The following is a 20,254-nucleotide window of genomic DNA, read 5'->3' on the forward strand; positions in this document are numbered from 1 at the left end:
ATTTTGTGGGAGCGGCGGTCCGGCGATCCGGCTTGCCCCGCGAAAGGGCCGGTACTGACCTAGCGCTGCGCGTACTGCAGCACCACTTCCAGCGGGTGACGCATCTGCCGCTCGGTCATGCGCTTGACCTGGCTGCGGCACGAATAGCCCGTGGCCAGTGGCTCGCCCTCCTTGTCCAGCTTGGTCGCCCACGACTGCTCGAAGATGGTCCGTGACGTGCCCTGGTTACGCGCCTCATGCCCGTAGGTACCGGACATGCCACAGCAACCGGTGGCTTCGGTCGACAACTTCAGGCCCAGGCGCGCAAACACCATCTCCCACTGACGAGTACTGGCCGGCACGTTGGTCTTCTCGGTGCAGTGCGCCATCAGGCGGAAGGTGCCGGGCGCGGTCGGCGCCTGTTCGGGCAGCACGTCCATCAACCATTCCTGTGGCAGCAACACCTTCGGGCAACCTTCCAGGCCCGGCACTTTCTGGTATTCCTGGCGATACACCAGGGTCATCGCCGGATCCAGGCCCACCAGTGGCACACCGCAGTCAGCCAACGCCTTGAGCTGGGTGGCGTTGCGAATCGCCGCCTTGGCGAAGGCGCCGAGGAAACCCTGCACGTGCAGCGGCTTGCCATTGGCACTGTAGGGCGCCAGGAATACTCGGTGACCAAGACGATGCGCCAACTCGATGAACGCGGCCAGCAGCGGCGTCTCGAAATAGCGGGTGAACGCGTCCTGCACCAGCACGATGCTGCGCTCGCGCTGGGCCGGGGTCAGTTCACGCAGTGCCGGCACGCTGGCCACGCCCACTCGGCAGCGGGTCAAGGTGGCCTGGAAGTTGAAGCGGCTGATCAGCGGGCTGTCGACCATGCCGACCTTGTCCGCCAGCAGCTTACTCACCCACTTCGAGCCCATCACCGCGTTGTAAAGCCCTGGTGCGTGGGCCAGGTACGGGATGGTGAACTCCAGCGAGCCGATCAGGTAATCGCGCATCGGGCGCTGATAGCGGCCGTGGTAAAGCTCCAGAAAGCGCGAACGGAAGTCTGGCACGTTGACCTTGATGGGGCATTGGCCAGCGCAGGATTTGCACGCCAGGCAGCCGGCCATGGCGTCGTAGACTTCGTGGGAAAAATCTTCGTGACCCTGACTGCGGCCGCGATTATTGCGCAGCCGCTCTGGCAGCCCCTTGAGCCAGGACACCTTGTTGCGCGCCGCCGCCAGCACGTCGATATTCGCCTCGCCCTGCAGGCGCAGCCATTCGCGCATCAGCGAAGCACGGCCCTTGGGCGAATGCTGGCGCTCGCGGGTGGCCTTCCAGGACGGGCACATGGCGTCGTTGGGGTCGTAGTTGTAGCAGGCGCCGTTGCCGTTGCAGTGCACGGCACTGGGGAAATCCTGCCACACGCGCTCATCGATGGTGCGGTCGAGATCGCCGCGCAAGGTCACGCCATCCACCGGGGTCAAGCCCTCGGCGCTGCCCGGCGGGGTGCAGATCTTGCCGGGGTTGAGCTGGTTGTGCGGGTCGAAGGCGCCCTTCAGGCGCTGCAATGCCGGGTACAGCTCGCCGAAGTACTCCGGCACGTATTCCGAACGCAAACCCTTGCCATGCTCGCCCCACAGCAGGCCGCCGTAGCGCTTGGTCAATGCCGCCACTGCATCGGAGATCGGCTTGACCAATGCAGCCTGGGCCGGGTCTTTCATGTCCAGCGCCGGGCGCACGTGCAGCACGCCGGCGTCGACGTGGCCGAACATGCCGTAGGCCAGGCCGTAGCCATCGAGCAGCGCACGGAAGTCGGCGATGTAGTCCGCCAATTGCTCCGGCGGCACTGCCGTATCCTCCACGAACGGCTGCGGGCGCACTTCGCCCTCGACGTTGCCCAGCAGGCCTACCGAGCGCTTGCGCATCACGTAGACACGGGTAACGGCTTCGGCACCCTCGGCCAGGGTATGCCCAAGGCGCTCGACGCTGGTGTCCGCCTGCAGGTGTTCGACGAAGGCCTGCACCCGGGCATTGACCTCGGCCGGCTCGTCGCCGCAGAACTCCACCAGGTTGATACCCAGGGTCGGACGCTCAGGGTCGGCCGGGAAGTACTCGGCAACGCTGTGCCAGACAATGTCCTTCATCGCCAGCATCAAGACCTTGGAGTCGACCGTCTCGATCGACAGCGGCTTGTGCGCCATCAGCGCGTTGGCATCGCGCAGCGCGTCCATGAAGCTGGTGTAGCGAACGTTGACCAGGACCGCGTATTTCGGGATGGGCAGGACGTTGAGCTTGGCTTCGACTACGTAGCCCAGCGAGCCCTCGGCGCCACACAGCACGCTGTTGAGGTTGAAGCGGCCCTGCTCGTCGCGCAGGTGCGCCAGGTCGTAGCCGGTCAGGCAGCGGTTGAGCTTGGGAAAGGTGGTTTCGATCAGCTCGGCCTGGGTTTCCTGGATCTCGCGTGCCGTGCGATAGACCTCGCCGACCCGGCCAGGCGCGGCGCAGGCCTGCTCCAGCGCGGCATCGTCAATCGGCCGGCTGTGCAGACGCTCGCCACCGAGCAGCACGCTGTGCAGCTCCAGCACGTGATCGCGGGTCTTGCCGTAAGTGCAGCTACCCTGGCCGCTGGCGTCGGTATTGATCATGCCGCCGACGGTGGCGCGGTTGGAGGTGGACAGCTCGGGGGCGAAGAACAGGCCGTGGGCCTTGAGCGCGGCGTTGAGCTGGTCCTTGACCACACCGGCCTGCACCCGCACCCAACGTTCCTCGACATTGATTTCGAGGATGGTGTTCATGTGCCGCGACAGGTCGACGATGATGCCGTCGGTCAGCGACTGGCCGTTGGTGCCGGTGCCGCCACCGCGCGGAGTCAGCTTGACCTGCTGGAAGCGCGCCTCGCCCATCAGCGTGGCGACCCGCGCCACGTCATCGGCGTCCAGCGGGAACACCGCCGCCTGGGGCAGGCGCTGGTAGATCGAGTTGTCGGTGGCCAGCACCGTACGGGTGCCGTAGTCGGCGCTGATCTGGCCCCGGAAGCCGCTGTTGCGCAGGGCTTCGAGGAATTCGGGGTAGTTGGCGCTCGGTGCAACGGTCGGCAGCTGGGCGATCATCGAAGGATGGCCTCTTGATATTGGCTAATTCACGGAATTCCTGTCATGCCGGCATGGGTCAAGCCATGCGGGGATGACGCATAGGCCAATGTTCCTGTAGTTTCGCTTCAGGGGCAAACGGATAATCCTGCCGCTATCGATGACTTTTATGAATGAATTACCGCCACCTGACACCGTCCATGTCGCTGCTGCTGGCTTTCGAGGCCGCTGCCCGGCATGAAAGCTACACCCGCGCCGCCGCCGAGCTATCCCTGACCCAGAGCGCAGTCAGCCGCCAGGTGCAGGCGCTGGAGCAACAACTGGGCCTCACCCTGTTCCGCCGGGAAGGCCGCCAGGTTCAGCTCACCGATGTGGGTCGGCTCTACCAGCGCGAGCTCAGTGAGGCTTTGGGGCGCATTCGCAGTGCCACGTTGCAGGCCCTGGCTTACCAGTCCGGGGTTGGCACCCTGCGCCTGGCCACCTTGCCCACCTTCGGCTCCAAGTGGTTGCTGCCGCGCCTGCACGCCTTCTACAGCGCCCATCCGGGCATGCTGGTGCATATTCATTCACGCATCGAAGCGATCAACTTCGACACCAGCGAGATCGACGCCGCCATCGGCGTGGCCAGCCATGACCTGCCTGGGCTGATCTGTCATCGCCTGCATGCCGAGGAACTGGTGGTGATTCTGCCTCCAGAAGCCGGTGGCGACCCCCAAGGTTGGAACCCGGCACGGATCAGCGCCGAGGTGCTGCTGAATGTCGCCAATAATCCGCATGCCTGGGGAGAGTGGTTTTCGCACCATGGCTTGGCACACCGCTCCATGCGCCTGGGGCCGAGCTTCGAGCTGACGTCGCACCTGATCCAGGCGGTACGCGCCGGGATCGGGATCGGCTTGGTGCCGCGGATACTGGTGGAAGAAGAGTTGGCAAAGGGAGAGTTGTTCAGCCCCGGCGCGGCGATTGCCAGCCAGCGTAGCTACTACCTGATTTACCCCCCGAGAAATGAGGCGTTGCCTTCATTGCGGGCATTTCGCAGCTGGTTGCTGGAGCAGATCTGACCAGGCAACAAAAAACCCGATACCAGTGACCTGGCATCGGGTTTCGCTTACCGCCGGCAGCCCTTACTTGGCCACAGTACCGGCGGCCGCGCCATTACCCAACGTCCTGCGCTTGGGCTTGATCAGGTAGAGCACGAACATCCCCAGGATCCACACCGGCATCGCATACACCGAGATCTTGATGCCATCGATCTGCAGCATGATGCCCAGGATCAGCACCACGAACGCCAGACAGATGTAGTTGCCATAGGGGTACCACAGCGCCTTGAACAGCGGCTTCTGGCCGGTGCGGTCGAGGTGCTGGCGGAATTTCAGGTGCGAGTAGCTGATCATCGCCCAGTTGATCACCAGGGTCGCCACCACCAGCGACATCAGCAGCTCCAGCGCATTCTGCGGCATGAAGTAGTTGAGCAGCACGGCGATCACGGTCACCGCGGCCGACGCCAGGATCGAACGCACCGGCACACCGCGCTTGTCGACCTTGGCCAGGGCGGCCGGGGCGTCACCTTGTTCGGCCATGCCCAGCAGCATGCGGGCGTTGCAGTAGGTGCCGCTGTTGTACACCGACAGCGCCGCGGTCAGCACCACGAAGTTCAGCAGGTGCGCGGCCACGTCGCTGCCCAGCAGGGAGAACACCTGCACGAACGGGCTGCTGCCGTAGCTGCCGCCGGAGGCGTCGATGCTGGCGACCAGGTTGTCCCACGGGGTCAGCGACAGCAGCACGACCAGCGCGCCGATGTAGAAGATCAGGATGCGGTAGATGACCTGATTGATCGCCTTGGGGATCACGGTCTTCGGCTTGTCGGCTTCCGCTGCAGTGAAGCCGAGCATTTCCAGGCCGCCGAAGGAGAACATGATGAACGCCAACGCCATGACCAGGCCGCTGACCCCATGCGGGAAGAAGCCGCCATGCGCCCACAGGTTGGTCACCGAGGCATCAGGGCCGCCGCTGCCGCTGGTCAGCAGGTAAGCACCCAGGCCGATCATGCCGACGATGGCCGCGACCTTGATGATGGCGAACCAGAACTCGGCCTCGCCGAACACCTTCACGTTCATCAGGTTGATGAAATTGATCAGCAGGAAGAAGCCCGCCGCCGTCACCCAGGTCGGGATTTCCGGCCACCAGTAGTGAATGTATTTGCCGACCGCAGTGAGCTCCGACATGCCCACCAGGATATACAGCACCCAGCAGTTCCAGCCCGACATGAAGCCGGCGAAACCGCCCCAGTACTTGTGGGCAAAGTGGCTGAACGAACCGGCGACCGGCTCTTCGACGATCATTTCGCCGAGCTGGCGCATGATCATGAAGGCGATGAAGCCGCAGATGGCGTAGCCGAGGATCATCGACGGGCCGGCGTATTTCATCACACCTGCCGAACCGAGGAACAGGCCGGTACCAATTGCGCCGCCGAGGGCGATCAACTGGATATGGCGGTTCTTCAGGCCCCGCTTGAGCTCGCCTGAATGCATGTTGTGTTCACTCATGAACGTAGTCACCTGCATTGTTTTTATCTGTGACGGGATCGGACCCACCGCGCTCGTGGCGCAGCGGAATGGGCAAGGTGGTTACCTTGGGTTTCTTGAACACAGGTGCCGCCAGAGCGGCTCAGCCGGGTGTGAGCAAGAGTGCGCGGTACGCAAGAGGGTCACAGGTAAAACGCGGCGCACTGTATACCCCTGCAAGCGCGCAGGCGTCAACGCGTTGCGTTGCTCCCTTGGGAAAAAACGCAGCGATCCTGTGGTAGGTGCCTGGTGAGGCGGCGTGATCGGCGTACATGGCGCCTCCATTTGTTGTTTTGTCAGCCCGGCTCTGTGGACGGGCTCTTTGCACACGGCAATGGCCGCAATATCCCCGTGGCACGGGGGTTTGAGCAATAGGGGGACGGGCTGGAGCGGGGCTCTGCGGAGGGAGATGCGGCAAGATCTGTTTACAGAAAATCATTGAGACCCGCGAAATCTGGCGATTTCGTATAGATTTCTTTACAAGCCGGTTTGAAAACTTGCCAGTCGTCCGAAAAAATCTTTTTGTTCAATGTCTTGGCGCTGCGCGGCTGAACCGCAGGCACAAAAAAGCCAGCCCGAAGGCTGGCTCATTCACCACTGCACAAGCAGATCAGCCACGCGGCTTGCCGCGACCACCGCGACCTGCCGGCTTGTCACCGTCAGGCTTGGACTGGCGTTTGCGCATATCGCTCGGGCGCTCGGCCACGGCGCTGCCACGGCTGCCTTTACGCGGCGCTTCTTCACGCGGCTGGCGTGCAGGGCGCTCGGTGGCGCCAGCGTCCTGCGCCGGGCGCAGGCTGCGTACACGCTCGTTGCGGCCCATCGGGCGAGTGGACTTGCGCTGCAGGCGCTCCATCTTGTCCTTGGACTTGAGGTTCATGGCAGGCAAAGCAACCGGCTGCAGGCCCACTTCAGCGGCCAGGATGTCGATTTCACCCTGGGTCATTTCACGCCAGCGGCCCATCGGCAGGTCGGAGTTGAGGAACACCGGGCCAAAGCGCACGCGCTTGAGGCGGCTGACCACCATGCCCTGGGACTCCCACAGGCGACGCACCTCACGGTTGCGCCCTTCCATCACCACGCAGTGGTACCAGTGGTTGAAGCCTTCACCACCCGGCGCCTTCTGAATGTCGGTGAATTTGGCCGGGCCGTCTTCGAGCATCACGCCGGCCTTGAGGCGGTCGAGCATCTCGTCGTCGACTTCGCCACGCACACGCACCGCATATTCACGATCCATCTCGTAGGACGGGTGCATCAGGCGGTTGGCCAGTTCACCGTCGGTGGTGAACAGCAGCAGGCCGGTGGTGTTGATGTCCAGGCGGCCGATGTTGATCCAGCGGCCTTCCTTCGGACGCGGCAGGCGGTCGAACACGGTCGGACGGCCTTCCGGGTCGTCACGGGTGCAGATTTCGCCGTCGGGCTTGTTGTACATGATCACCCGGCGGGTGGCCTCGGCGGCCTCTTCGCGCTTGATCAGCTTGCCGTCGACGGTGATGGCATCGTGCAGGTCGACACGCAGGCCGAGGGTGGCCTCGACGCCGTTGACCTTGATGCGACCCTGGCTGATCCAGGCCTCGACGTCACGGCGCGAACCCACGCCGATGCGGGCCAGCACTTTCTGCAGCTTTTCGCCGGCTGGCGGGGTGATTTCGGTATTTTGCAGGTCTTGCTCACTCATCTGGGCACCTCCCGGTGTAGGAATGAAAACAGAGTTCTGGCGACGAACGCGCCAAAAGGCCGCGCATCATACGCGGTTCGGAGGGGGAACGCACTGCAGCGTAGAGGGTTTTGTGTGGGCGGGGATGGTTTTCTGCCAGGTGGTCGAGGTGCAGTCTGTGCCGGCCCTTTCGCGGGGCAAGCCCGCTCCCACAAATTCCGAGCTGGCCGCGGAAACTGTGGGAGCGGGCTTGCCCCGCGAAGAGGCCGGTACTGACCACCACAGGCTTCAGGGCTAAACCTCAGGCTCTTCTTCGCGCAAATCATCGAAGTCGGTCTTCAACCCCTCCTCCATGGCATCCAGCTCAACCAGCAGGCTGCGGAAGCTGGTCTCCTCCTTCGGCTCGGCCACCTCATCTCCCTCACCCAGGCTGGCATCGGCCAACGCCTGCAGATGTGCCGGCACCGGCGCTTCATCCGGGTCATCGAGCACTGGCGCCGGCTCCATCTCACGCAGCTCGGCCAATGCCGGCAACTCGTCCAGGCTCTTGAGGTTGAAATTGTCGAGAAACGCCTTGGTGGTGGCGAACATCGCCGGCCGCCCTGGCACCTCGCGGTAGCCGACCACGCGGATCCACTCGCGCTCCACCAGGGTCTTGATGATGTTGCTGTTCACCGCCACACCGCGCACATCCTCGATCTCGCCCCGGGTAATCGGCTGGCGGTAAGCGATCAAGGCCATGGTTTCGAGCAGTGCCCGGGAATAACGCTGCGGGCGCTCTTCCCACAGGCGGCCCACCCAAGGCGCGTAGGTCTCGCGGATCTGCAGGCGGTAGCCGCTGGCCACTTCCTTCAATTCGAAAGCACGGCCAGTGCAGGACTTGCCAAGCACTTCCAGGGCCTTCTTGAAGACCTTGGGTTCCGGGCGTTCGGCTTCCTCGAACAACTCGTACAGGCGCTCGAGGGATTGAGGTTTGCCCGAGGCAAGCAGAAAGGCCTCGATCAGCGACGCCAGGTCGCGGGGTTCATTCAGATTCATCAGCTTCTTCGACAGACTCGGCACGCACCCGGACATGGATCGCGGCGAAAGGCTCATTCTGCACCAGTTCGATCAGCGACTCCTTCACCAGCTCCAGAATCGCCATGAAGGTCACCACCACACCCAGCTTGCCCTCTTCGGCCGTGAACAGCTCGACAAAGGGCACGAAACCGCCGCCTTTGAGGCGTTCCAGCACATCGCTCATGCGCTCGCGGGTGGACAGGGTCTCGCGGGTGATCTGGTGGCTTTCGAACAGGTCGTTGCGGCGCATGACCTCGGCCATGGACACCAGCAGCTCTTCCAGGCTGACCTGGGGCAGCAGCTTGCGCACCTTGGCCTGCGGCGCTTCCAGGCGCGGTACGACTACATCGCGCCCCACCCGCGGCAGCTCATCGATGCCCTCGGCGGCAGCCTTGAAGCGCTCGTACTCCTGCAAGCGGCGGATCAGTTCGGCGCGTGGGTCGCCCTCTTCTTCCTCGATTTCGGCCGAGCGCGGCAGCAGCATGCGCGACTTGATCTCGGCGAGCATGGCGGCCATTACCAGGTATTCGGCGGCCAGTTCCAGGCGCACGCTCTTCATCAATTCGACGTAGCCCATGTACTGGCGGGTGATTTCCGCCACGGGGATGTCGAGGATGTCGATGTTCTGCTTGCGGATCAGGTACAGCAGCAGGTCGAGCGGGCCTTCGAAGGCTTCGAGGATGACTTCCAGGGCGTCCGGTGGGATGTACAGGTCCACCGGCATTTCGGTCAGCGCTTCACCGTAGACCAGCGCCAACTGCAATTGCTGGGGCGATTGGGCATCGATACTCGGTGCCTCGGGGCTCTCTACCTGGCTCACGCGTTGACCAGGAAGGGCGTCGGGTCGCCGCAGCCTTCACGGATCAATGCAGGCTCATCACCAGTCAGGTCGATTACCGTGGAGGCCTTGAGGTCACCAAACCCGCCATCGATGATCAGGTCGACATGGTGCTCCAGACGTTGACGGATCTCGTAGGGGTCGGTCATCGGCTCTTCATCGCCCGGCAGGATCAGGCTCACGCTCATCAGCGGTTCGCCCAACTCTTCGAGCAGCGCCAGGACGATCGGGTTGGAAGGCACGCGCAGGCCGATGGTACGGCGCTTTTCATGCATCAACAGGCGTGGCACTTCACGGGTGGCGTTGAGAATGAAGGTATACGGGCCGGGGATATGGGCCTTGAGCAGGCGGAAGGTCGAGGTATCGATCTTGGCGAACAGCCCCATTTGCGACAAGTCGCAGCACAACAGGGTGAAGTTGTGCTGCTTGTCCAGTTGGCGCAAGCGGCGAACCCGTTCAATGGCGGTCTTGTCGCCAATCTGGCAGCCCAGCGCGTAGGCCGAGTCGGTGGGATACACCACCACGCCGCCCTTGCGAATGATCTCGACGGCCTGTTTTATCAGGCGCGCTTGCGGGTTTTCCGCATGAATCTGGAAAAATTGGCTCACGAAGTCGTCCTGTTCATATCGCCATAGGCTGTTCATGGCTGAATCGACGCCACAAAGGTGGCAGATCCTCAGGCAATGGCCGGTAGGCACCGATCTCGCCCCAGGTGCCGGGGCCGTGGAAATCGCTGCCAGCGCTTGCCAGCAGGCCGAACTCACGGGTTAGGATGGACATCGTGCCCACCTGCTCGGCCGGCATCATCCCGTTGACCACCTCAAGCGCCTGCCCGCCTGCCTCAATATAGTTGGCAATCAGCCGCCTGCGCTTGCTGCGGGTCAGATCGTAATGCATCGGATGGGCCAGGCTCACCCAAGCGTTGGACTGGCGCAAGGTGGCAACGGTTTCCTCCAAGGTCGGCCAATGCAGTTTGACGTCACCCAGCTTGCCGGCGCCCAGCCATTTGCGGAAGGCTTCGCCGCGGTCCTTGACGTGCCCGGCACGCACCAGGTATTCGGCAAAATGTGGGCGCGCCGGGGCGTTGCCGCTGTCGCCGAGCTCCTGCTGCACGGCGCGGGCACCGTCGAGCGTGCCGACCATGCCCTTGGCCGCGAGCCGTTTGTCGATTTCCTCGGCGCGCAGCCAGCGGCCGCGGTGCAGCGACTCGATCGCTTCGAGCAACGGCGGCGCATCGAGCGGGAAATCGTAGCCCAGCACATGAATGGTCGCGCCCCCCCAGGTACACGACAGCTCCACCCCGCTGACCCAGCGCATGCCGCGCTCGGCGCAGGCCTGGCGAGCCTCGGCCAGGCCTTCGAGGGTGTCGTGGTCGGTCAGTGCCAGCGTCTGTACCCCGTGCTCGTGGGCCCGGGCGACCAGCACCGTGGGCGACAGGGCGCCGTCGGAGGCCGTGCTGTGACAGTGCAGATCAACATTCATGGAGGGGTGCTACCGCTGGAATCGATGTTTGTTATTATGCCGTCACATCCCGATTCTGGCTGCCATTGTGAAACAATTCATCGATTTCATCCCGCTGCTGCTGTTCTTCATCGTCTACAAGCTCGACCCGCGCCCCATGGAGGTCGCTGGCCACAGTTTCGAATTCGGCGGCATCTACAGCGCCACGGCCATGCTGATCATCAGTTCGCTGGTGGTGTATGGCGCGCTGTTCCTGCGCCAGCGCAAGCTGGAGAAAGGCCAGTGGCTGACCCTGGTCGCCTGCCTGGTGTTCGGCGGCCTGACCCTGACCTTCCACAGCGAGACCTTCCTCAAGTGGAAGGCGCCAGTGGTCAACTGGCTGTTCGCCCTGGGCTTCGCCGGTAGCCATTTCATCGGTGACCGGGTGCTGATCAAGCGCATCATGGGCCACGCCCTGACCTTGCCCGATGCCATCTGGGCCCGCCTGAACCTGGCCTGGATCGCGTTCTTCCTGTTCTGCGGCGCGGCCAACCTGTTCGTCGCGTTCACCTTCCAGGACTTCTGGGTCGACTTCAAAGTGTTCGGCAGCCTGGGCATGACCGTGATTTTCCTGGTGGCGCAGGGTGTGTACCTGTCGCGTCACCTGCATGACGACCCCTCCACTTCCAAGACCAAGGATTGACATGCTTTACGCCATTATCGCCAGCGACGTCGCAAATTCCCTGGAAAAACGCCTGGCTGCACGCCCGGCGCACATCGAGCGCCTGCAGCAACTGAAGGCCGAAGGCCGCGTGGTGCTGGCCGGCCCGCACCCAGCCATCGACAGCAATGACCCTGGCGAAGCCGGCTTCAGCGGCAGCCTGATCGTTGCCGAGTTCGACTCGCTGAGCGCCGCCCAGGCCTGGGCCGACGCCGACCCGTACATTGCCGCAGGCGTGTACGACAAGGTCATCGTCAAACCTTTCAAGCAAGTCTTGCCCTGATCGATACATAAAATGATGGCGTCTGCGGTATCTTTGCCACTGGCGAGCGCGTCAGACGCCGTCGTTTTGAATTGAGTGAGTCATGAGCGAGCTGTTACTGATTGATGATGACCAGGAACTCTGCGAGCTGCTCGGCAGCTGGCTGACCCAGGAAGGTTTTGTTGTCCGCGCCTGCCACGATGGCCAGAGCGCGCGCCAGGCCCTGGCCGAACACGCGCCGGCTGCAGTGGTGCTCGATGTGATGCTGCCCGACGGCAGCGGCCTGGAGCTGCTCAAGCAGCTGCGCAGCGACCACGCCGAGTTGCCGGTGCTGATGCTGTCGGCCCGCGGCGAGCCGCTGGACCGTATTCTCGGCCTGGAGCTGGGCGCCGACGATTACCTGGCCAAACCCTGCGACCCCCGTGAACTCACCGCCCGCCTGCGCGCCGTACTGCGCCGCAGCCACCCGACCGCCACCACCACCCAGATCGAACTCGGCGACCTGGCCTTCAGCCCGGTGCGCGGCGTGGTCAGCATCGACGGGCGCGAGATGAGCCTGACGTTGTCCGAAAGCCGTATCCTCGAAGCGTTGCTGCGTCAACCGGGCGAGCCGCTGGACAAGCAGGACCTGGCGCAGATCGGCCTGGGCCGCAAACTGACCCTTTACGATCGCAGCCTGGACATGCATGTCAGCAACCTGCGCAAGAAGATCGGGCCCCACGCCGATGGCCGCCCACGCATCGTCGCGCTGCGCAGCCGCGGCTATTACTACAGCCTCTGACCACCCCGGGCCGCACTGCGGCCCTGACCGTCTTTACCCTGCCTTTACCCTTCACTGACGGCGCTTGACCTCCATCTCCCTAGACTGAGCTCATCCGGTAACCACCGGCCCATGACAGGAGAGACACCATGCGCAAGACCCTAATCGCCCTGATGTTCGCCGCCGCCCTGCCGACCGTGGCCCTGGCCATGCCTGAAGGCGGCCCGCGTCACGACGGCCCGCATCATCGCGGTGACGCGCCTTTCGCCCAACTGGACCTGAGCCGCGAGCAGCGCCAGCAGATCGGCAAGCTGATGGGCGAGCAGATGAAAAACCGCCGCGACATCACCGAACGCTACCTGGCCAAACTGCCTGCTGCCGACCAGAAGGCCATGAAGGACGAGCTCAAGGCCAGCCGCGACAAGGCCGACAGCCAGGTGCGCGCCCTGCTCAAGCCTGAGCAGCAGAAGAAGTTCGACGAACTGCAGAAAGAGCGTGAAGCACGCAAGGCCGAATGGAAGGAATTCCAGGCCTGGAAAGCTGAAAAAGCCGGCAAGGCTCAGTAAGCTGTCCCCCACTGCCCGGCCCGCCCCCAAGCGGGCCGGGCTTTTCCCGTTTACAGGAGGTGCTCTTGCGTTCTCTGTTCTGGCGCATCCTGGCCAGTTTCTGGCTGGCCATCACTCTGGTTGCAGGCCTGTCGATCCTCCTGGGCCACATGCTCAACCAGGACGCCTGGATCCTCAGCCGTCACCCAGGCCTCAATACCCTGGCCAGCCACTGGGCCAAGCACTATGAACAGGAAGGCCTGGAGTCGGCGCAACGTTTCCTGGAGCGCCGCAAGGAACGCTTCAAGATCGACGTGCAGGTACTCGACGACAGTGGCGAGGCCGTGGTGCCCGGGACCTTCCCACGCCGCGCCGCCGCCTTCGAGGCGCGCCAGCACAATGACGAACGCCGCCTGCCGTGGCGCCGCCTGACCGAGGAATACACCAGCCCCGACAGCGGTGAAACCTACCTGCTGATCTACCGCATTCCGCATCCGGAACTTAACGCCTGGCACCGCGAAAGCCTGCTCTGGCCGTTGAGTGCGTTGGGTATCGCCCTGGTAGTCTTGACCTTGTTCAGCCTGCTGGTAACCCTGTCCATCACCCGCCCGCTGAGTCGCCTGCGCAGTGCGGTGCACGACCTTGGCCAGGCCAGCTACCAGCAGAACAGCCTGGCCCGCCTGGCCGCCCGGCGCGATGAATTCGGCGTGCTGGCCAAGGACTTCAACAAGATGGGCGCGCGCCTGCAAAGCCTGATTGGCAGCCAGCGTCAGCTGCTTCGGGACGTTTCGCACGAACTGCGATCACCACTGGCACGCCTGCGCATCGCCCTGGCCCTGGCCGAACGTGCCGAAGCAGAGCAGCGCCAGGCCCTGTGGCCGCGCCTGACCCGCGAATGCGACCGTCTGGAAGACCTGATCAGCGAGATTCTCACCCTGGCCCGGGTCGATGCGGAACAAGCGCATGCCGAACCTGTCGACCTCAACGCCTTGCTCGGCAGTGTGCGTAAAGACGCCAAGCTCAGTGCGCCGGAGCAGGAAGTACGCCTGGAGGCGCAGCCGGGTTTGACGCTGCAGGGCTGGCCGACGTTGATCGAGCGCGCCGTGGACAACTTGCTGCGCAATGCGCTGCGGTTCAATCCAGCGGGGCAGCCGATCGAGGTGCGCGCTGTGCGCGAGCAGGAGCGCATCGTCGTGAGTGTGCGCGATCATGGGCCTGGGGTATCGGCAGAGCACCTGGCGCAATTGGGCGAGCCATTCTTCAGGGCGCCCGGGCAGGAGGCGGCGGGGCATGGCCTGGGGTTGGCGATTGCGCGCAAGGCGGCGGAGCGGCATGGCGGGAGTCTGGTACTGGACAATCATCCCCAGGGTGGTTTTGTGGCCCGGTTGGAGTTGCCGCTGGCTGTAGAGATCGGCAGTTGAATTGAGGCTGGATCTCCGGGCCTCTTCGCGGGGCAAGCCCGCTCCCACAGGTAATATGCAGAACCTGTGGGAGCGGGCTTGCCCCGCGAAGGGTTCAACGCATTACTCGCCCCAGGCGCTGACGAACTCGGCCGTTTCCAGAATCGGTGCCGTGCGCGGCTCAGCCATCGGCGTGCCAACGTACAGGTAACCGATCAATTCTTCGTTCTCGGCCAGCCCCAGCCCCTTGTGTACATGGGCATCAAAGGCCATGTCGCCAGTACGCCACACCGCACCGATCCCCTGCGCATGCGCCGCAATCAGAATGCCATGCGCCGCGCACCCGGCCGCCAACCGCTGTTCCGACTTGGGCACCTTGTAGTGATCCTGCAACTTGGCGATCACCACGATCAGCAACGGCGCGCGCAGCGGCATGGCGCGTGCCTTGTCCAGTGCCGCCGGGGTCGCGTCACCCTTGTGCTGCACCGCTTCGGCGAACAGCTCACCGAGTTTCTCGCGCCCCTGGCCTTCGATGGTCAGGAACCGCCACGGCCGCAGTTGGCCGTGGTCCGGCGCACGCAGCGCCGCCTGGAACAATGCCTCACGCTGGGCGTCATTGGGCGCCGGCTCGGTCAGGCGTGGCACGGAAACACGGTTGAGCAATGCGTCGAGAGCCTCCATCGGCTACCCTCCTGGCAGGTGAATGTGCCGCCATTCTAGCGTTTACATCACCAGACCCATAGGTAGAATGGCGCCCTTCCGTTCAGAGTCAGAGCAGATCACATGGCGTTGCCGACCTTAAGGATCATTGGTTTCATCATCGGCATCTTCCTGATCACCCTGGCGGTCAGCATGGTCGTACCCATGGCGACCCTGGTGATCTTCGAACGCACCGGCGACATGCCGTCGTTCCTCTGGTCCAGCCTGATCACCTTCGTCGCCGGCCTGCTGATGGTCGTGCAGGGCCGCCCCGAGCATGTGCATCTGCGCCCGCGCGACATGTACCTGCTGACCGTGAGCAGCTGGCTGGTGGTGTGCGTGTTCGCCGCCCTGCCCTTTTTGCTGACCCAGCACATCAGCTACACCGACGCCTTCTTCGAGAGCATGTCCGGCATCACCGCCACCGGCGCAACGGTGCTCAGCGGGCTGGACAGCATGTCGCCGGGCATCCTGATGTGGCGTTCGATGCTGCACTGGCTCGGCGGCATCGGCTTCATCGCCATGGCGGTGGCGATCCTGCCGCTGCTGCGCATCGGTGGCATGCGCCTGTTCCAGACCGAATCGTCCGACCGTTCGGAAAAGGTCATGCCGCGCTCGCACATGGTCGCCAAGTCGATCGTCGGCGTATACGTCGGCTTCTCGGTGCTGGGTGCGCTGGCTTTCTGGTGGGCCGGCATGAGCCCGTTCGACGCCATCAACCACGCCATGTCGGCCATCTCCACCGGCGGATTCTCCACCTCCGACCAATCGCTGGCCAAGTGGGACATCCCGGCGGTGCACTGGGTGGCGGTGGTGGTGATGATCCTCGGCAGCCTGCCCTTCACCCTGTACGTGGCGACCCTGCGCGGCAACCGCAGGGCGCTGATCCGCGACCAGCAGGTGCAGGGCTTGCTGGGCATGCTGGTCGTCACCTGGCTGGTGCTTGGCACCTGGTACTGGTACTCCACCAACCTGCACTGGCTGGATGCCCTGCGCCACGTCGCGCTGAACGTCACTTCGGTGGTCACCACCACCGGATTCGCCCTGGGCGACTACAGCTTGTGGGGCAACTTCTCGTTGATGCTGTTCTTCTACCTGGGCTTTGTCGGTGGCTGCTCCGGCTCGACCGCCGGTGGCATCAAGATCTTCCGCTTCCAGGTGGCCTACATCCTGCTCAAGGCCAGCCTCAACCAGCTGATCCACCCGCGCGCGGTGATCAAGCAGAAGTACAACGGGCACCGCCTCGACGAAGATATCGTGCGCTCGATCCTGACCTTCTCGTTCTTCTTCGCCATTACCATCTGCGTGATGGCCTTGCTGCTGTCGCTGCTGGGCGTCGACTGGATGACCGCACTGACCGGCGCCGCCGGGACCGTCTCGGGCGTAGGCCCGGGCCTGGGCGAAGTGATCGGGCCGTCAGGCAACTACGCCACGCTGCCGGACGCCGCCAAGTGGATTCTGGCCGGCGGCATGCTGCTCGGGCGCCTGGAGATCATTACGGTGCTGGTGTTGTGCATGCCGGCGTTCTGGCGTCACTGACGCCTTCGCTGTCACCTCCCAGGCGGGCACGGTACTCGCTGGGAGTCACGTCGAACCAGCGGCGGAAGGCACGGTAGAAGTTGCTCGGGTCGGCGAAGCCCAGCAGGTACGCGGTTTCCAGCAGAGTCATGCCGGGCTGGGCAAGGTATTGCTCGGCCAACTCGCGGCGGGTGTCGTCCAGCAATGCCTGGAAGCTGGTGCCCTCTTCCTGCAGGCGCCGCTGCAGGGTGCGCTGGGACAGGTGCAGCGCCTGGGCCAGGGTTTCCCGCTTGGGTTCGCCTTGCGGCAGGATGCGGCACAGCACCTGGCGGACCCGATGGGTCACCCGGCTTTCCGAGAATCGCGCCAGATATTCCCCGGCAAAGCGGTCATGCAAGATGGCCATGGCTTCGTTGGCCGTTGGCAGGGGGGCTTCCATGTCGGCGCGTTCGAATACCAGAGCGTCGTGAGGTGCGCCGAACACCAGTGGGGAATGAAACGCCACCTTGTAAGGCTCGATGTTCTTCGGTTGCGGGCCCTGGACCAGTACTCGCCGTGGCTGGATCGGCCGGCCACTGAGCCATTTGCACAATGCCAGCGCGCAGGCGAGCGAAGCCTCGGCGCTGTGCCGGGTGGGTGGGAGGTGATCACCGTGCACGGTAAGAATCAGCGAATAGCCTTCTGGCCCCAGGCGGAAACTCAGGTCGGAGCTTTCGGCAATGATGCGCTGATAGCGCACAAGGCGATCAAAACCTTCAGCCAGGGTACGGCTGGACATCAACGCATAGCCGACCACATGGAACGAAGCAGGCCGCACTACCCGCGCCATGTTCAGGCCAATGGCTTCGTTGCCCGACAGTTCGACGGCCAGTTGCCAGAGGCGGGTCATGGCGTCTTGTGGGAAGCGGGCGTCCGGGTCATCAAGTGCGGCGAAATCCAAACCGAGCTGCCTGAACATGGCCGGGCAATCGAGCCCTTCCAGCTCCAGCGCTTTCACAATCCCTGATGCCCAGCTGGCAGACGTTGTTCTCTCACTCATGACAGGCTTCTTCTTACCGCTTCATGCGGTGAACTCCAAGGATACTCAAATGGCGCCCGTGGTCACTGGCGAGCCCCGTCAATGACTCTAGACTCGATTCAGGCTCCACGCCGTGTATCCTGTCAAAAAGTGTTAATCCCGGAGCACTGCCCATGAACAGCACAGCGCAGTTTCGCAGTTTTGCCGAGTTCTACCCCTACTACCTGGGGGAGCACAACAACCCCACCTGCCGGCGCCTTCATTTTGTCGGCACCAGCCTGGTCATCGCCCTGTTGGCGTACACGATCGGTAGCGGCAAATGGTTGCTGCTGTTGGCGGTACCGCTGTTCGGTTATGGCTTCGCCTGGGTCGGCCACTTCTTCTTCGAGAAGAACCGCCCGGCCACCTTCAAGCATCCTCTGTACAGCCTGATTGGCGATTTCGCCATGTTCCGCGACATTCTGCTCGGCAGAATCAGCCTGTAGCTAGCTAGGCAGGCTCGCGCAGCGCCGCAGCAGCTACAGCCTGCCGCGCCTGCGCGTCGGCCAGGCGGTACAGCTCGATGCTGCCGTCCCAATGCTCGATCAGCGCCGTGCACGATTCCACCCAATCGCCACAGTTGAGGTAATCCACCTCGCCGACCTTGCGGATCTCGGCATGGTGAATGTGCCCGCACACCACCCCGTGAAAGCCCCGTTTGGTGCACTCATGGGCAATGGCATCCTCGAAGTCGCTGATGAAGTTCACCGCGCCTTTGACCTTGTGCTTGAGATACGCCGACAACGACCAGTACCCATAGCCGTAGCGCGCACGCCAATGGTTGAGCCAGCGGTTGAGCACCAGGGTGAACTCGTAGGCGCGATCACCGAGAAAAGCCAGCCAGCGGTGATAGCGGGTGATCACATCGAACTGGTCGCCATGGATGACCAGCAGCCGGCGGCCATCGGCTGTCAGGTGCTCTGCTTCGTCCACCAGCTGGATATTGCCAAGAATCAGCTTGGAGTAGCGGCGCAGGAATTCGTCGTGGTTGCCGGTGACGTAGATTACCTCGGTGCCGCGCTTGCTCAGGGTCAGCAGACGGCGGATCACGTTGGTGTGGGCTTGTGGCCAGTAGATGCCGCTGCGCAGCTTCCAGCCATCGATGATGTCACCGACCAGGTAGATGCGGTCGGCCTGGTAGCCCTTGAGAAACTGCGACAGGTGTTCGGCCTGGCAATCACGGGTGCCCAGGTGCACGTCGGAAATCCACAGGGTGCGCACGCGTTGCTTGCGCGACGGGCGAGAGAGTTCGGCATGGCTCATGGGCAGGCTCCGGCGCTGTTTGCTGGAGACTGGCAGGCGTACATGACAGGTTGGTGGCAGCCCTGTGACGGGTGATGGTCAGCCCACAATGCGGCACACTGTGCCTGTTCCGGCGTCATCGCGGATGAATCCGCTCCTACAGGTTGTGGGGTATCTGTAGGAGCGGATTCATCCGCGATGACGCCGGCACTGACAACACACTCGCTCAAGGACCACCATGAACCACCGCACCGCCCTCGGCGCGCTGCATATCGGCGCGCTGTTCTTCGGCCTCACCGGAGTCTTCGGCAAACTGGCCGCCAGCGCCAGCCCCTCCATCATCGTGTTCGGCCGCGCCGCCTTCGCGGTGCTCGCCCTGGCCCTGTTCGCCAGCCTGGCCGGCCCGGGCTGGCAGCGTCTCAGCGGCCACGACGTACGGCGCTTACTGCTCGGCGGGGTGCTGCTGGCCGGCCATTGGGTCAGCTTCTTCATCGCCGTCAAAGTCGGCGGCGTGGCCATCGCCACCCTGGGCTTTGCCAGCTTCCCGGCGTTCACCGTGATCCTCGAAGGGATACTGTTCCGCGAACGCATACGCCGCAACGAAGCGGTTCTGGTGGTTCTGGTGAGCCTCGGCCTGATACTGGTGACCCCGTCATTCGACCTGGCCAGCGAAGCCACCGGCGGCCTGCTCTGGGCCCTGCTTTCCGGCCTGCTGTTCTCGCTGCTGTCGCTGACCAACCGCGCCGGCTCCGGCCGCTTGCCGGCCGTGCAGGCAGCGCTGTGGCAAAACCTGGTGGTCGGCCTGTGCCTGCTGCCGTTCGCTGCCCCAGGCCTTGGCGCTGTGGCCGCCATGGACTGGCTGTGGATCGCCCTGCTCGGCATCTTCTGCACCGGCGTCGCCCACAGCCTGTTCGTCGCCAGCCTGGCGGTGATCAAGGCGCGTACCGCCGCCGTGGTGTTCGGCATGGAGCCGGTCTATGGCATTGCCGTGGCCTGGTTGGTGTTCGCCGAAACGCCAACCCTGCGCATGTTGCTGGGCGGGGCGCTGATCATTTTCGCCATCGTGCTGTCCAGCCGCCTGGCGGCCGAGCAACCACCCAAGCAGCGCGAAGTGGCCGAGGGCATCTGATCAACGATCGTTGTGGCCCAGGTCACGCTGCGGGTCGATCTGGTCGCGCACGCGCTGCTTGAGCACTTTGGCTTCGGGGAAGCCACCGTCGGCTTTGCGCTCCCAGATCTGCACGCCGTCGCAGGTGATGCTGAAGATGCCGCCAGTACCCGGTTCCAGCGCCACCCGGGCCAAATCGGTGGCAAAGGTGCTGAGCAGTTCCTGAGCCAGCCAGGCGGCGCGCAGCAGCCATTGGCACTGGGTGCAATAGGTAATTACGATTTCGGCTTTTTTGACGGCCATGGCGAACGTTCTCAACTAGAGGGGC

20 protein-coding genes are annotated in these 20,254 nt (G+C 63.7%); 9 read left to right on the plus strand and 11 right to left on the minus strand.

What is annotated here, in order from left to right; translation table 11 throughout:
• Positions 1–59 precede the first annotated feature (59 nt).
• The gene (locus tag ACIPZF_RS03510) at positions 60–3,080 is read right to left on the minus strand and encodes an FAD-binding and (Fe-S)-binding domain-containing protein (RefSeq protein WP_400795259.1); all 3,021 of its coding nucleotides are present in this window, start codon (positions 3,078–3,080) and stop codon (positions 60–62) included.
• A 152-nt stretch (positions 3,081–3,232) separates the two neighbouring features.
• Between ACIPZF_RS03510 and ACIPZF_RS03515 the strand changes: the two genes are divergently transcribed.
• Positions 3,233–4,117: a LysR substrate-binding domain-containing protein gene (locus ACIPZF_RS03515; RefSeq protein WP_400795261.1), complete on the plus strand. Its 885-nt coding sequence runs from the start codon at positions 3,233–3,235 to the stop codon at positions 4,115–4,117.
• A 63-nt stretch (positions 4,118–4,180) separates the two neighbouring features.
• Here ACIPZF_RS03515 and ACIPZF_RS03520 read toward each other — a convergent pair whose 3' ends face one another.
• The 6 genes from ACIPZF_RS03520 to ACIPZF_RS03545 form a co-directional block, all read right to left on the minus strand.
• On the minus strand, positions 4,181–5,602 hold the full coding sequence (locus ACIPZF_RS03520) for an amino acid permease (protein WP_400795263.1): 1,422 nt from the start codon (positions 5,600–5,602) through the stop codon (positions 4,181–4,183).
• A gap of 628 nt (positions 5,603–6,230) precedes the next feature.
• Entirely contained in the window at positions 6,231–7,298 is a 1,068-nt protein-coding gene (rluB, locus tag ACIPZF_RS03525) for a 23S rRNA pseudouridine(2605) synthase RluB (protein WP_400795265.1), read from the minus strand.
• Between the two features lie 273 nt (positions 7,299–7,571).
• Positions 7,572–8,315 (minus strand): SMC-Scp complex subunit ScpB, encoded by a 744-nt coding sequence (gene scpB / locus ACIPZF_RS03530; RefSeq protein ID WP_400795267.1) that lies wholly within the window; start codon positions 8,313–8,315, stop codon positions 7,572–7,574.
• Positions 8,302–9,027, minus strand: coding sequence for a segregation and condensation protein A (locus ACIPZF_RS03535; protein ID WP_400796082.1), 726 nt, complete (start codon positions 9,025–9,027; stop codon positions 8,302–8,304). The genes scpB and ACIPZF_RS03535 overlap by 14 nt, the downstream gene beginning before the upstream one ends.
• A 125-nt stretch (positions 9,028–9,152) precedes the next feature.
• The gene (locus ACIPZF_RS03540; RefSeq protein WP_400795269.1) at positions 9,153–9,782 is read right to left on the minus strand and encodes an L-threonylcarbamoyladenylate synthase; all 630 of its coding nucleotides are present in this window, start codon (positions 9,780–9,782) and stop codon (positions 9,153–9,155) included.
• Positions 9,783–9,795: 13 nt separating this feature from the next.
• On the minus strand, positions 9,796–10,656 hold the full coding sequence (locus ACIPZF_RS03545) for a PHP domain-containing protein (protein WP_400795271.1): 861 nt from the start codon (positions 10,654–10,656) through the stop codon (positions 9,796–9,798).
• A gap of 67 nt (positions 10,657–10,723) precedes the next feature.
• On the opposite strand from ACIPZF_RS03545, the gene ACIPZF_RS03550 reads away from it, so the two are divergent.
• The 5 genes from ACIPZF_RS03550 to ACIPZF_RS03570 all read left to right on the plus strand — a co-directional run bounded on the left by ACIPZF_RS03550 (position 10,724) and on the right by ACIPZF_RS03570 (position 14,323).
• Positions 10,724–11,317 carry a septation protein A gene (locus ACIPZF_RS03550; RefSeq protein WP_400795273.1) on the plus strand — a complete coding sequence of 198 codons (594 nt, stop codon included), beginning with the start codon at positions 10,724–10,726 and terminating at the stop codon, positions 11,315–11,317.
• 1 nt (position 11,318) lies between these two features.
• Entirely contained in the window at positions 11,319–11,618 is a 300-nt protein-coding gene (locus tag ACIPZF_RS03555; protein WP_400795275.1) for a YciI family protein, read from the plus strand.
• Between the two features lie 82 nt (positions 11,619–11,700).
• Positions 11,701–12,378 carry a response regulator transcription factor gene (locus tag ACIPZF_RS03560; protein WP_400795277.1) on the plus strand — a complete coding sequence of 226 codons (678 nt, stop codon included), beginning with the start codon at positions 11,701–11,703 and terminating at the stop codon, positions 12,376–12,378.
• A 128-nt stretch (positions 12,379–12,506) separates the two neighbouring features.
• Positions 12,507–12,923: a Spy/CpxP family protein refolding chaperone gene (locus tag ACIPZF_RS03565; protein WP_400795279.1), complete on the plus strand. Its 417-nt coding sequence runs from the start codon at positions 12,507–12,509 to the stop codon at positions 12,921–12,923.
• A 59-nt stretch (positions 12,924–12,982) separates the two neighbouring features.
• Positions 12,983–14,323 carry an ATP-binding protein gene (locus ACIPZF_RS03570; protein ID WP_400795280.1) on the plus strand — a complete coding sequence of 447 codons (1,341 nt, stop codon included), beginning with the start codon at positions 12,983–12,985 and terminating at the stop codon, positions 14,321–14,323.
• A gap of 102 nt (positions 14,324–14,425) precedes the next feature.
• Here the strand turns inward: ACIPZF_RS03570 and ACIPZF_RS03575 are convergent, their stop codons facing one another.
• Entirely contained in the window at positions 14,426–14,983 is a 558-nt protein-coding gene (locus tag ACIPZF_RS03575; RefSeq protein WP_400795282.1) for an NAD(P)H nitroreductase, read from the minus strand.
• A 102-nt stretch (positions 14,984–15,085) separates the two neighbouring features.
• Between ACIPZF_RS03575 and ACIPZF_RS03580 the strand changes: the two genes are divergently transcribed.
• Positions 15,086–16,540 carry a TrkH family potassium uptake protein gene (locus ACIPZF_RS03580; protein ID WP_400795284.1) on the plus strand — a complete coding sequence of 485 codons (1,455 nt, stop codon included), beginning with the start codon at positions 15,086–15,088 and terminating at the stop codon, positions 16,538–16,540.
• Here the strand turns inward: ACIPZF_RS03580 and ACIPZF_RS03585 are convergent.
• Positions 16,497–17,558 carry an AraC family transcriptional regulator gene (locus ACIPZF_RS03585; protein WP_400795285.1) on the minus strand — a complete coding sequence of 354 codons (1,062 nt, stop codon included), beginning with the start codon at positions 17,556–17,558 and terminating at the stop codon, positions 16,497–16,499. The genes ACIPZF_RS03580 and ACIPZF_RS03585 overlap by 44 nt on opposite strands.
• A gap of 152 nt (positions 17,559–17,710) precedes the next feature.
• Between ACIPZF_RS03585 and ACIPZF_RS03590 the strand changes: the two genes are divergently transcribed.
• Complete coding sequence (locus tag ACIPZF_RS03590) at positions 17,711–18,022, plus strand: Mpo1-like protein (RefSeq protein ID WP_400795286.1); 312 nt, start codon at positions 17,711–17,713, stop codon at positions 18,020–18,022.
• A gap of 4 nt (positions 18,023–18,026) precedes the next feature.
• Here the strand turns inward: ACIPZF_RS03590 and ACIPZF_RS03595 are convergent, their stop codons facing one another.
• Positions 18,027–18,839 (minus strand): UDP-2,3-diacylglucosamine diphosphatase, encoded by an 813-nt coding sequence (locus ACIPZF_RS03595; protein ID WP_400795287.1) that lies wholly within the window; start codon positions 18,837–18,839, stop codon positions 18,027–18,029.
• Between the two features lie 217 nt (positions 18,840–19,056).
• On the opposite strand from ACIPZF_RS03595, the gene ACIPZF_RS03600 reads away from it, so the two are divergent.
• The gene (locus ACIPZF_RS03600) at positions 19,057–19,947 is read left to right on the plus strand and encodes a DMT family transporter (protein WP_400795289.1); all 891 of its coding nucleotides are present in this window, start codon (positions 19,057–19,059) and stop codon (positions 19,945–19,947) included.
• On the opposite strand, the gene ACIPZF_RS03605 is transcribed toward ACIPZF_RS03600, so the two are convergent.
• Positions 19,948–20,229, minus strand: a complete 282-nt coding sequence (locus tag ACIPZF_RS03605) for a SelT/SelW/SelH family protein (RefSeq protein WP_400795291.1) — start codon at positions 20,227–20,229, stop codon at positions 19,948–19,950.
• Between the last annotated feature and the right edge of the window lie 25 nt (positions 20,230–20,254).

The organism is Pseudomonas sp. NPDC089752, assembly GCF_044748725.1.
GTDB lineage: Bacteria > Pseudomonadota > Gammaproteobacteria > Pseudomonadales > Pseudomonadaceae > Aquipseudomonas.